Genomic DNA, 12,220 nt, shown 5'->3' with positions numbered 1-12,220 from the left:
GAACCGGTTCGACAAAATAACCCCACAAAGTAGGGCCTTGGCTTCGATGAAGACTCAGGTACTTTGCGGGGACCCCAAAACATATAAACCTGAATTTCGAAAGTAAGTATCCACAAATCATCTAAAAAGCTCTACACGAAGGGATGTCTTGCTAAAAACAGCTTGCACCCAATGGGTAAAGGAAAAAGAGGGTTTATCCCTTGTCCGATCCGGATGGGTTCAATTCACTTTCGAAATTCAGGATAAAGTCTTATCTTTCAAGTGGAAACGGCTTCGCCGTCCTTGACCGGGCAGCGCAGCTGTTGGCATTTCAGGTGTAAGGCTGGCTGCTGGAGCCAGGCGGGGAGCCACAAGTGGAAAAGGTCACTTCATATTCCCCCAGCCGCTTTTTCGCAAGGGTTAGCGGGAAAAAGGAACCCTAATCGATCCAGTTCTCTCCCTTACGGGGAATACGCCTAAATTAAAATGAACTTGAACCATTCATCCAAAGGGCAGCCATCCTAGTGGGAAAAAGGATAACTAACCCACCGCCTTCTGATACTGGATCATCCCTAGTGGGAAAAAGTACAACTAATCCAGCGCATTCGGATACTGAATCATCCGTAGTGGGAAAAAGGATAACTAATCCGGTTGAAATCAGCCATATGGGGGGAGATGGCCTCCATTAAGTGTACAAAATCCCACTAAAGCCCGTTGAATCCAAAATTCCAGCTCATTAGTGTTACTTTTTACACTTCGCTTCCGTTCCATATGAATCTCCTCCTTGCGTTCCATCAGCTTGTTCAGTTTTCTCCGGTTCATTTCATATAAGCCGGTTCCATTCATATACATTAAGTTTCTTTATTGTGTTTTTTAAAGATTACAGAACCGCCTCCCGTTTAAACAGCGGAGCGGACGGATGGACCCGCGGAACAGCGGCAGCGGACGGATGGATGGATCTCCGGATTTTCACCGCTAAGAGACTGCGGCGAAATAAAGTACCGCTACATTGTTGACAAAACTCCCAAAACCGTGGAGCTTTTGTCAATAAAAGCGGGTACTCATTTCCTCGCAGCTCCTAAGGGGAATGAAATAAATCTGGAGAGCACAGCGACCCGGACAACGCTCCGTTCGCGGAGTGTCCACTCCAAAAGCCTGCGTATATCCTGCGCAAGCAGAAACGGCTTCGCCGTCCTTATAAGGATGGTATCCGTTCCAGCGGGAAAGATAAGGCTGATTGATAGCGTGAAACATATAAACCTGAATTTCGAAAGTAAGTATCCACAAATCATCTAAAAAGCTCTACACGAAGGGATGTCTTGCTACAAACAGCTTGCACCCAATGGGTGAAGGAAAGAGAGGGGTTATCCCTTGTCCGATCTGGATGGGTTCAATTCACTTTCGAAATTCAGGATAAAGTCTTATCTTCAAAAAAAGGGGTGCCCCTCAGCCGTTATGGCTTTTGGGACACCCCTTGCCTGGTGGATCGCGGAAACCGGCGTTATGCCAGCTTTACCAGACTGTAATTCTTTTTGCCTTTGCGGATAATGATGAAACGCCCGCCGATTGCATCTCCGGCGCCCACCTCTATGGCGACATCCGTAACACGCTCGCCGTTGAGTGAAATCGCTCCTTTGGCAATATCCTCGCGCGCCTGGCGCTTGGATGGCTCAATGCCCAGGTCTACCAGCCAGTCCACGATATTCTTGGCATCCGGGCCCGCCGTATACGTCGGCATTTCCTTGAACCCCTCTTCGATCTCCTCGGCGGTCAGGGAACGGATATCTCCGCTGAACAGGGCAGCGGTAATGCGCTTCGCCTGCTCCAGCAGCTCCCCGCCGTGTACGAACCGGGTCATTTCCTCTGCCAGCGCTTTTTGCGCTTCGCGTTTATGCGGCTCAGTCCGCACCTTCTCCGCCAGGGCTTCAATTTCCTCTTGGGTCAGGAAGGTGAAGTACTTGAGATATTTCACCACATCCCGGTCATCCGTGTTGGCCCAGAACTGGTAGAACTCATACGGCGTTGTTTTCTTCGGATCGAGCCACACGGCCCCGCCTGCGGTTTTGCCGAATTTGGTGCCGTCGGATTTCAGCATCAGCGGGATGGTCAGGCCGAAGACCTTGGCTTCCGCGCCTTCTTTTTTCCGGATAAGATCCAGCCCGCTCGTAATGTTGCCCCATTGGTCGGAGCCGCCGATCTGCAGCTGCACATCCTCATGCTGGTACAGGTGCAGGTAATCGATGGACTGCAGAATCTGGTACGAGAATTCTGTGAACGAAATCCCGCTCTCCAGACGGCTGGAGACCACATCCTTGGCGAGCATCGTATTGATGCTGAAGTTTTTGCCGTAATCCCGTAAAAATTCAATCACGTTGATCTTCTGTGTCCAATCGTAGTTGTTGACCATGCGGACCTGGTTGCCGCCTTCGGTCACAAACAGCTTCTTCATTTGCGCCGTCAGCGCGTCCACATTCTCCTGCACCTGCTCCATCGTCTGCAGGGAACGCTCACTCTGGCGGCCGCTCGGATCGCCGATGGTGCCTGTTGCCCCGCCGATCAGAATCACCGGACGGTGTCCGGCAAGCTGGAAGCGTTTCAGCATCATGAACGGAATCAAGTGGCCGATATGCATGCTGTCCCCCGTCGGATCAACGCCGCAATAGAGAGAGATCGCCTTCGTATTCGTTAATTCCCGCAGTCCTTCCGCATCCGTCTGCTGGTTGACCGCATCGCGCCATTCCAGTTCATCAATAATGTTCACTGTGTTACAGCCCCTTTGTCTAAATATCATATTGGTCTATTCTTAAAATAACGGTGTCCAAGCTGGGGACATCGTTATGACAGCCCCGCAATCGGCCCTCTGATTGCCGCGAAGGCGCGGCATGGACGGAACCCGGGAAGTCACCCAAGCGGAAAAAGTGAACTTATTTCTCCCCGCATCCCCTTGTTCGCACGGCTACCGCGCATTTTAACTTATCCCCGGCTTTATACACACCTTATCCGCAGCAAAAGAAATTTATAATATTCTAACCAACAAAAAAACCGCCCCCTTGTCCAATAAGACACAGGGACGATCATATTAACCGTGTTACCACCCAAATTGCACGGACAGCCCGAAGACCGGTTCCGCACCACTCTCAGCGAGGTATCGTTCGCTTCCTTCCGCTTGGCATTACCCAAGATACTCCGGAGTGTAATTCGCAGTCTTCGTGTGTACCGGGTTCCATCACCCCCCGGCTTTCTGGGACAGGGACCAAGGCTGCTACTGTCTCGTTCAACGTATATCAGCTATAAGATTACTGAAAGTATAGACAATTCAAAATTTGTTGTCAATGCCGGACAGAGCTATCCTGATTTACTGGACTAACCCGGCCCCTAATTCTGTTAAGTTTCAAATGAATTTCGCCGAATTTTGTTATTGCAATTGCATAACCATATCCAAACAAACTTTCCTGTGTTATATTGGATATATATGGATATTTTAGGAAATCCAAATATGCAAAGGAGGAACTGCTAATGAAATCCGGCAAGCATTTTTCGTTGCGCAGCATTTGTCTGCTGGTTGCAGCTCTTGTTCTTATCCTCTCCTACCCGATTCCTCAGAAGCAGGCTGCGGCGGCTGGAAGCCCGGTCAAGGGTTTTTATGTAAGCGATACCACTTTGTATGATGCTACAGGCCGCCCTTTTGTGATGAGGGGCGTCAATCACGCACATACGTGGTACAAAAATGATCTGGCGGCGGCTATTCCGGCCATTGCGGCAACCGGTGCCAATACCGTCCGCATCGTGCTCTCGGATGGAGGCCAGTGGACCCTGGACAGCCTGTCCGAGGTACAGGCCATTCTTGCGCTCTGCGACCAGTACAAGCTCACCGTCATGCTTGAGGTTCATGATGCAACAGGCTCGGACGATGTCTCTGCTCTGAACGCTGCCGTCGGCTATTGGATCAGCATCAAGGATGCCCTGATCGGCAAGGAAGACCGGGTCATTGTCAATATTGCCAATGAGTGGTACGGCTCCTGGAGCACCCCAGCCTGGGCCGGCGGCTACCAGTCCGCCATCCCTGCACTCCGGGCGGCAGGCATCAGAAACACTCTCGTTGTGGATGCAGCAGGCTGGGGACAATATCCGGCTTCTATTTTCACAAGCGGCCCTGCGGTGTTCAATTCCGATCCCCTCCACAACACGATCTTCTCGATTCACATGTATGAATATGCGGGCGGCACAGCTGCCACGGTGCAGAGCAATATCGACAGCGCCCTGGCCACTGGAGTTCCGGTAATTATTGGGGAATTCGGCTGGAAGCATACGGGCGGAGATGTCGACGAGGCGGCAATTATGAGCTATTCGCAGCAAAAGGGGGTCGGCTGGCTCGCCTGGTCCTGGTACGGCAACGGCGGCGGAGTCGAATATCTCGATCTGGCCGGCGGACCGGCGGGTGCCCTCTCCGATTGGGGAAACTCAGTGGTGAACGGGACCTATGGCACTAAGGCAACCTCCGTACTTAACACAATCTATACCACCGCCGGTTATGTGCCTGTGCCGGACAATGGCACTGCGCCGACACCGGCGCCTACGGCAAGCGCAACGCCCGCACCTACGGCTACTGCGGCGCCTACAGCTGCCGTGACACCTTCGGCTGATCCAACGGCCGCTCCGGGCAGCCTTGAGCTGTACTACCGCGCCGCGGATACGAATACCGGGGACAATCAGATCAGGCCCTTCTTCAATATCAGGAACAACGGCGCCTCTGCCGTCAGCCTGAGCGGGCTGAAGATCCGCTATTACTTCACCAGGGACGGCTCACAGGGCCTGAATGCCGTCATTGATTGGTCCCAGCTCGGCGCAGCCAATATCACGGCTGCATTTGGGAGCGCAAGCGGCACTGGTGCAGACGCCTATGTGGAGATCGGCTTCACTTCAGCAGCAGGCAGCCTCGCGCCCGGAGGGCAAACCGGTGAAATCCAGCTGCGTCTGTACAAGAGTGACTGGAGCAATTTCAACGAGGCCGATGATTATTCCTTCGATGCCGCCAAAACAGCCTTTACCCTCTGGAATCATGTAACCCTGTACCGGAACGGCACGCTGATATCCGGGATACAGCCCTGAGTAAAAGCCCTGAGTAAAGGCAATTCCCAATAGCTGCAATAAATAAGCAAGAACCACTGCAAGCCCGCGTATCCCGCCCCAAAAGAGGTGCCGTTGCAGCCGGCCCGGCTTGCAGAGCACCTCTTCTCCGCGGAAAGCTTGCGGCAGCTGTTATCCTGCAAGCTGCCGGCAGCCATGCTTAGCCTGCCTGTAGCTTCCGTTTTCCGGCCGGCCCGCTCCGGTACATGAGCAACCCCAGCAGCACAGCCATCCATGCGCTGAATATCCAGGGATCGGCGTGGGAGCCGGAGTTCGGGAACAGGCCCATACTGACATTGATCATCATATGAAACACGATACCCGTAAACAGGCTTTTCCCCCCATACACATACACATGCAGCATCGCAATTCTCATGAGAATATCCAGGAGGCACATGCCGGCAATCCACCCGGCCGTATGGTTCTCGCTCCAAGGAATGATATGCCACAGCGCCCACACGCCGCCAATCAGAACGCCTGCCGGGATTACGCCATATTTTTGGCTTAGCGGTGCTGAGAGTGTGTAAGTCCAGCCCAGCTCTTCAGGAATCGCTCCCAGGAAATACAGCACAAGCATGACGGGAATCTCCCCATAAGGAATCACTGTCTGCGCAGGCAAAGGGAATGAAAAGGCCGCCATGGCCCCGTAGGAAAGTACGGCCACCGCCGGCATGCACAGCAAGCAGAATGCCAGCGCTGAACGGCTGGCCCGGCCGGCGTCAAAAACGCTTCGGAGCATGGACGCGGCTCCTTGTGCACCTTGGTCCTTCCACGCATAAATCAGCGCCAACGCGCCGGGAACCAGGATCGCCAGAAAGCTGATGGGCAGGCCGAACGGCAGGCCTTCTACAGGAAACAGCAGCCCCCATAAGTAAAAAGGGATGGTGAATACTATCACCAGCAGCAAAAAAACCAGGTATTTGGAATTCTGTGTACTCATGGTACGCTCCGCCCCCTCCCATAGATTCTTCAAAAATGCACCTTCTGGTGTATAATGCAGGAAGCAACTCTGCTTATTCAATGGATAATCATACATAGAGAACATGCTGCCAATAATCAGATCAGCGGATTGCAGATAGCATCCCTGCCGGAAAGAGGTTATTCATGATGAAGTTTTCTGCTTATTCCACTTATGATGCGCTGGGTCTGGCCGCGCTGGTCAGAGCACGGGAGGTCTCGCCCCGCGAGCTTGCAGAGGCGGCGTTCGCCAGGCTGGACGAGGTGAACCCGGTCCTGAATGCCGTGGTCCGCACCCGCCGGGAGGCGGCGCTCCGGGAAGCCGATACGATGCCTGCGGCTGATGCGTCCCGGCCGTTTGCCGGAGTGCCGTTTCTGCTGAAGGATATCTCCCAGGCCATCGGCGGCGAAGCGCTGACCTCAGGCGCCGTGCTGATGAAGGACAATATCGCCAAACGGGATTCGAACTATGTCGCCCGGCTCAGGGCCGGCGGATTCATTCCGCTGGGACATACGAATACCCCTGAATTCGGACTCAAAAATATCACCGAGCCGCTGCTCCACGGGCCGGCACGGAATCCGTGGAACATTGCCTGCTCGCCCGGCGGCTCCAGCGGCGGGGCCGCCGCCGCGGTTGCTTCCGGCATCGTTCCCGCCGCAGGCGCCAGCGACGGGGGCGGCTCCATCCGCATCCCGGCCTCGTTCACCGGCCTGTTCGGACTGAAGCCGACCCGGGGCCGCACCCCGGTAGGCCCGGGAATCGGCCGCCAGTGGCAGGGCGCCTCCATCGACTTCGCGCTGACACGGTCGGTGCGCGACAGCGCGGCCATGCTTGATCTGCTGCAGATTGTGCAGCCGGAGGCCGCCTTTCAGACGCCGCTGTATCCCGGCGTCTATCTGGACGACCTCCTGAAGCCCGCACAGCGGAAGCTGCGGATCGCGTTCACTGCCGCCTCTCCGGTCGGAACGCCCGTCAGCGGGGAGGCTGCAGCCGCTGTGCTGGCAACAGCGCAATGGCTGCAGGCCGAAGGCCACGAGGTGGAAGAGAAGCTCAGCCCGGTGAATGGCGTGCGGCTGATGGAAAATTACTATACCATGAACGCCGGCGAGGTAGCAGCCATGTTCCAGTCGCTCGAAAGCGGAATGGGCCGCAGCATCAGGGCAGACGAGGTGGATATCGTCACCTGGGTGCTTGCCGAAGCCGGTAAAAAGGTATCCGCCGCCGAATTCGTCCACAGCCTGAACGAGTGGGACGTAGCCGCCGCGCAAATGGCAGGCCTGCTGGGACGCTATGATCTGTATATTACCCCTGCCAATGCCGATTCAGCCCCCAGGATCGGGGAGCTTGCCCAGACACCGGATGAAACCCGGCGGCTGCTGGAGGTGAGCGGGCTGCCGAAGGATGAGCAGCGGCGGATGATCTACGAGATGTTCGAGCCCAGCCTGACCTATACCCCCTTCACCCAGCTCGCCAATCTGACCGGCCAGCCCGCAATGAGCGTTCCGGTGCATCTTACACCGGCCGGCCTGCCAATCGGGGTGCAGGTTATGGCCTCCAAAGGCCGCGAGGATCTGCTGCTGCAGCTTGCCGCCCGGTTGGAGCAATCGGAGCTGTGGGTAGGCATGAAGGGAAATCCGATGTTTCCCTGACCGGGCTGTGAGGCCCAATCTTTGTATACTTCGCCAGAGCACCCCTGGTATGCCTGTCCACACAGAACTGTGGATACAGGCGCTGCCTATCCTGCAAATGCATTTGCCTGCCTGCAGTCGAAGTTCCATCGCCGGAAAAGCTGCGGAAGAGCGGCATGGCTGTCTCTTGCAGAGAGGAATTGCGGTTTAATTGCAGTTTGATTGCAGTTTGAATCTCTGGACTGTCTGCGGTTAATGCAGGGAGGAATTGCAACGTTTGATTGCACTCTCTGCAATAGAAATTGCAAATTACGCGGCAAACCGCATTCTGCTGTATTCTGTGCAATTGATTTCCGGATTTCCGGCCCCAAAGGACCATTTCTCCGGATTCGACTGTACAGAGTACAGCAGATTTTGTTTTGTTGCTGATTTGGAGACAATCTGTTGTATTAAATGCAGCCAAATTGGTGCCAGGCTCAACAATGTGCGGCAGGCGCCGCCAGGTAAACGGGCTGACCTCGGCAACCATTTCAGCCCAGGCCAAGCCGCAGACATCTCATATTGGAATACTTGTACCCTGCAGCCTCGTAGAAATGCAGCGCGCGCGCATTCCCGGCATCGGCGAGCAGCGTGATGCGCAGAAAACCATTTTCCTTCCCGTACTCGACAATCCGGTCCATGAAAAACCGTCCGCTGCCTTGTCCGCGCTCTGCCGCGGCTACAATAAAGTCCTCCAGCATGATTACCGGTCCGCCTTCGTAGGTGCTGAAGGCAAACGCCAGATTCACCATTCCCGCAATTTCCCCGTCCCGCAGCAGCAGCAGCAGCACCCCCCGGTCCGGGTGCTCCAGGATCAGCCGGAGCCCGGCCAGCTGCTTGTCCGTATCGCATTCATCAGCGAAGTCCGCTTCCATTGCGAACAGCTCACTAAGCAGCAGACTCATTTCTTCCAGGTGCCCGGTTCCGGCTTTGATTACACTCAGCATTTAACCACTCCTCCATTATTCTTGCAGCCCTGTGTCCGGCTGTGATGATAACCCTATCTTATACTGGCACGCGGCAGTTCAACTGTGACATTTCCCGTCAGTGCAAGGAAGGGATGATCCTCTGGACCGGCGCTTCCTCTTTCTGCACAACAAAGACGGCTGCACCCGTATTAAAGGCGCAGCCGTCTTTTATACCTCCATCCGTGAAACCAGATGCTGCCGCAGCTCACTGTATTCCCTGCCCGTCCGAATGTCATTGAACGGCCTTTCTGTTCCGGATAAGGTCAGCGGATTGCGGAAATCCTCAACTACTCTTCCGGGTTCAGGGTGCATGACAATCAGACGGCTGGACAGAAGCAGGGCCTCATCCACATCATGGGTGATGAAAAACATGCATGTTCCGGTCTTGCGCCAAATCTCCCGCAAATGAAGCTGCATATTCTCGCGGGTTAAAGCGTCCAGGGCGCTGAACGGCTCATCCAGCAGAATAATTTCCGGCTCGGCGGCCAAGGTGCGGGCGATGGCCGCCCGCTGCTTCATCCCTCCGGACAGCTGGTGCGGCAGCAGCTTGGCCGAGGAAGTCAGCCCCATCATATCAAGGAAGTAAGCGACTTTATCTCTGCGCTCCGCCTTGGGAAGATTCTTCATCCGCAGGCCGAATTCAATATTGCGGGCCAGGGACAGCCATGGAAACAAATTTGCCTGCTGAAAAACCACGCCGACCTCGGAATCGGGCCGGATATGCCGCTTGCCGTTGATGGCGATGCTCCCCTGCGTGGGCTTCACATACCCGGCGATAATATTCAGCAGGGAGGTTTTGCCGCAGCCGGAGGGTCCGAGGACTGCGGCAAATTCTCCGGGTGACAGCCGCATATCAATCTCCAGCAGCACCTGGCGCGCAGCGGCTCCCTTGCCGTAAGACAGGCCGATGCCCTGAAGCAGAATGCCCGGTTCACTGCCGGACAAGGCCGCTGATGACGCCGGAGCCTCATGCAATGCTGCGGAATCCTTGGCATGCCTGCATTCCCCGTAGGCACCTGCACTTAAAGTGCCGGTACCGTTAAGCTTTTTCTCAAAGATCATAGCGGCCTCCCCTTCTTGTGTATCACTGATTTATTTACTGAACCGGGTACAGATCGCTTCTCAGCGCCTGCTGATAGACGGACAATTCAGGTGATTCTGTGATTGACTTCTGTTCAAGCAGAAAATCCCCGGTATCCTTCAGCAGCTGTCCGAACGCACCGGGCTGATCCGGTGTCCCCATATATTCAGGCGCGGTCTGCTGCGAGGCGTCAAGCACGATAATCTCATTCATGGCCTTCAGGGCTGCATCAGCGCTCAGACCCAGCTCGCCGGACATGGCTTCCGCCGACTCCTGCGGGTAATCACGGTAATACTTGACCGCCTCATCCAGTACAGAGATATATCCCTTGACCACATTCGGATATTTCCCGATGAAATCATTGTGCACCACGCCAAACTCTCCGGTAATTCCGCCTCTGGCGGCCACATCGGCGGAGGTAATAATCACCTTGCCGCCGTCTTCCACCAGCTTCGACTGGCTGGGCTGCCAGGTATAGGCACCGTCGATATCGCCCCTTTGCCAGGCTGCGACGATATCGGGAGCCTGCATATCCAGGATCGTGATCGTGGAAGGATCAATATTCTCCTGCTTCAATGCGGACAGCAGACTGAAGTGGGAGGTGGAGCCGAACGTGGTTGCAATCTTGTGCCCCTTAAGCCCGCCCAGCGAGCCAATGCCGGAAGCATTCTTCACGACCAGCGCCTCGCTCTGCCCGATCACATCATGGATATAATAGATTTGGTCCGGCAGGCCCTGAGCTACGCCCGATGCTCCGGGAGGCGTGCCCAGGAGGCCGAAGTCGATGCCTCCGCTGGCAATGGCCACATTAACGTCGCGCCCGGAATCGAATTTGAGCCAGGAAATCTTGATTTCCGGATACTTCTGCTCCAGCAGGCCCAGCGATTTGGCGAGCAGTTCGCCGTTCGGAGAGACCTGGTAGCCGATGCGGATCTCTGCCGGCAGCTCTTCCGTCACGGCGGAGGGCGCCGGGGAAGTCCCGCCCGCGGACCCTGCGCCGGCCGCTGTGCCGGCAACGGCGGCTTGAGCGGGGTCCCCGCCGTTTGCGTTGTTGCTGCCGCAGGCGGAAACCGCCAGCAGCACGGCAAAAATAGCCAATAGTGAACCTAATCGAAAGCCGGTTGTCTGAAGCTTTTTCATTTTTGTCAACTCTCCCTTTTGATAACCTGTACTGTTTATTGCTCCGTCCAGGGAGACACCCGGCGGATGAATCCACGGATAATGAGATCTATAGCAATAGCGATCGCTGCCATAATGATAATTCCCATGTACATAATATCGCTGCGCAGAAACTTGCTTGCATCCAGCACCAGCCAGCCGACCCCGGATACCGCAGCCACCATTTCAGCGGCCACCAGCGTGGCGTAGCTTACGCCGACGGCGGTGCGCAGGCCGGTAAGAAGCTCGGGCAGCACCGAAGGAAAGATGACGAAGGCATACAATTTCCAGCCCCGCGCTCCCAGCGATCTGGCACCGTTAATCCGGTCCTTGCTGAGCCGTTGGACACTGAAAACCGCAGTGATGAAGAGCGGGGCGAAGGCTCCCAGAAACAGCAGCAGCACCTTTGAAACATCCGTAATCCCGAACCACAGAATCAGCAGCGTATAATAGGCGAGCGGCGGCAGCGGACGGTAGAATTCAATAAAAGGGTCCACCACCGCGCGCAGCACCCGATAACGTCCGCATAATACGCCGAGCGGGACAGCGGTGAAGAAGGCAGCGGCCAGGGCCAGAAACAGCCTTCTCATACTGGTCCAAATATGGGTGAACAGCGTCTGCCCCTTATAGCCTTCGTGCAAAATATCGGTGAATGCTGACCAGACAGCCTGCGGCTTCGGCAGAAACAGCGGGTTCACCCAGCCTTTCCCGCTTGCCAGCCACCACAACAGCAGGGCAGCCAGTACCGAACCCACGGAAATGCCCCGGTACAGCCACTCTTTTGAGAGAACCGGTTTGATTGCTGAACTGGCCTTGGCATTATTGGTGCTGGCGGTGCTGGCGGTGCTGGCGTGATTGGTGTTGTTATTGGTGTTCGTGCCGGTGCTGATGCTGGCGTTTTTGCTGCTATTGCTGCTGGTGCCGTTATTAATGTTCGTGCTTTTCGTGCTGGTGTTGTTATTAATGTTGGTGGTGGTGCTGTTCCCGCCTTCCTGTGTGAAGGCTTGCCCGGTATTGCTTTGCAAGGTCAGCGTCTCCTCTCTTATCCTGCCGGCATAATATACAATTTACTAGCTTCCAAGCATGGCTTGCCGCAAAAATGGTGCGGTCCGGGCTGCTCCGGGTCTGAAACAGAACAGAATTGAGATTCTGGTCCGAGCCGAAACAGGAGCCAGACCGGAACCCGAGCCTGAATCCCTGTATTCCTTACAACTAAAACCTGCTATTAGCGGGTCTGCGGCCACAAATTCAGTTCCAGTCCGGCAAATAAGCCCATGCTGCT

8 protein-coding genes are annotated in these 12,220 nt (G+C 55.4%); 2 read left to right on the top strand and 6 right to left on the bottom strand.

The genetic code is table 11. From position 1 onward, the window contains the following. Positions 1 to 1,480: 1,480 nt before the first annotated feature. Complete coding sequence (tyrS, locus tag HYD27_RS14095) at positions 1,481 to 2,740, bottom strand: tyrosine--tRNA ligase (RefSeq protein ID WP_219216111.1); 1,260 nt, start codon at positions 2,738 to 2,740, stop codon at positions 1,481 to 1,483. A 755-nt stretch (positions 2,741 to 3,495) separates the two neighbouring features. Here tyrS and HYD27_RS14090 point away from each other — a divergent pair. Continuing rightward, positions 3,496 to 5,088, top strand: coding sequence for a cellulase family glycosylhydrolase (locus tag HYD27_RS14090; RefSeq protein ID WP_219216108.1), 1,593 nt, complete (start codon positions 3,496 to 3,498; stop codon positions 5,086 to 5,088). A 178-nt stretch (positions 5,089 to 5,266) separates the two neighbouring features. Here the strand turns inward: HYD27_RS14090 and HYD27_RS14085 are convergent, their stop codons facing one another. Further along, entirely contained in the window at positions 5,267 to 6,046 is a 780-nt protein-coding gene (locus HYD27_RS14085) for a CPBP family glutamic-type intramembrane protease (protein WP_219216107.1), read from the bottom strand. A gap of 167 nt (positions 6,047 to 6,213) precedes the next feature. Between HYD27_RS14085 and HYD27_RS14080 the strand changes: the two genes are divergently transcribed. After that, positions 6,214 to 7,713, top strand: coding sequence for an amidase (locus HYD27_RS14080; RefSeq protein ID WP_219216259.1), 1,500 nt, complete (start codon positions 6,214 to 6,216; stop codon positions 7,711 to 7,713). Positions 7,714 to 8,222: 509 nt separating this feature from the next. Here the strand turns inward: HYD27_RS14080 and HYD27_RS14075 are convergent. The 4 genes from HYD27_RS14075 to HYD27_RS14060 all read right to left on the bottom strand — a co-directional run bounded on the left by HYD27_RS14075 (position 8,223) and on the right by HYD27_RS14060 (position 11,963). Next, entirely contained in the window at positions 8,223 to 8,678 is a 456-nt protein-coding gene (locus tag HYD27_RS14075; RefSeq protein ID WP_219216104.1) for a GNAT family N-acetyltransferase, read from the bottom strand. A gap of 189 nt (positions 8,679 to 8,867) precedes the next feature. Continuing rightward, the gene (locus HYD27_RS14070) at positions 8,868 to 9,761 is read right to left on the bottom strand and encodes an ABC transporter ATP-binding protein (RefSeq protein ID WP_228745129.1); all 894 of its coding nucleotides are present in this window, start codon (positions 9,759 to 9,761) and stop codon (positions 8,868 to 8,870) included. A 34-nt stretch (positions 9,762 to 9,795) separates the two neighbouring features. Continuing rightward, the gene (locus HYD27_RS14065; RefSeq protein ID WP_219216102.1) at positions 9,796 to 10,920 is read right to left on the bottom strand and encodes a taurine ABC transporter substrate-binding protein; all 1,125 of its coding nucleotides are present in this window, start codon (positions 10,918 to 10,920) and stop codon (positions 9,796 to 9,798) included. A 35-nt stretch (positions 10,921 to 10,955) separates the two neighbouring features. Next, positions 10,956 to 11,963, bottom strand: a complete 1,008-nt coding sequence (locus tag HYD27_RS14060) for an ABC transporter permease subunit (protein ID WP_228745128.1) — start codon at positions 11,961 to 11,963, stop codon at positions 10,956 to 10,958. Positions 11,964 to 12,220: the final 257 nt, after the last annotated feature.

Source organism: Paenibacillus sp. S150, assembly GCF_019352175.1.
In the GTDB taxonomy this organism is placed as follows: Bacteria; Bacillota; Bacilli; order Paenibacillales; family Paenibacillaceae; genus Paenibacillus_AQ.
This window is presented reverse-complemented; position numbering and strand designations above follow the sequence as displayed.

Excerpts from the sequence above, each read along its gene's own strand:
- HYD27_RS14090 (WP_219216108.1), top strand. The coding sequence starts at position 3,496 with ATGAAATCCGGCAAGCATTTTTCGTTGCGCAGCATTTGTCTGCTGGTT.
- HYD27_RS14085 (WP_219216107.1), bottom strand. The coding sequence starts at position 6,046 with ATGAGTACACAGAATTCCAAATACCTGGTTTTTTTGCTGCTGGTGATA.
- HYD27_RS14080 (WP_219216259.1), top strand. The coding sequence starts at position 6,214 with ATGAAGTTTTCTGCTTATTCCACTTATGATGCGCTGGGTCTGGCCGCG.
- HYD27_RS14075 (WP_219216104.1), bottom strand. The coding sequence starts at position 8,678 with ATGCTGAGTGTAATCAAAGCCGGAACCGGGCACCTGGAAGAAATGAGT.
- HYD27_RS14070 (WP_228745129.1), bottom strand. The coding sequence starts at position 9,761 with ATGATCTTTGAGAAAAAGCTTAACGGTACCGGCACTTTAAGTGCAGGT.
- HYD27_RS14065 (WP_219216102.1), bottom strand. The coding sequence starts at position 10,920 with ATGAAAAAGCTTCAGACAACCGGCTTTCGATTAGGTTCACTATTGGCT.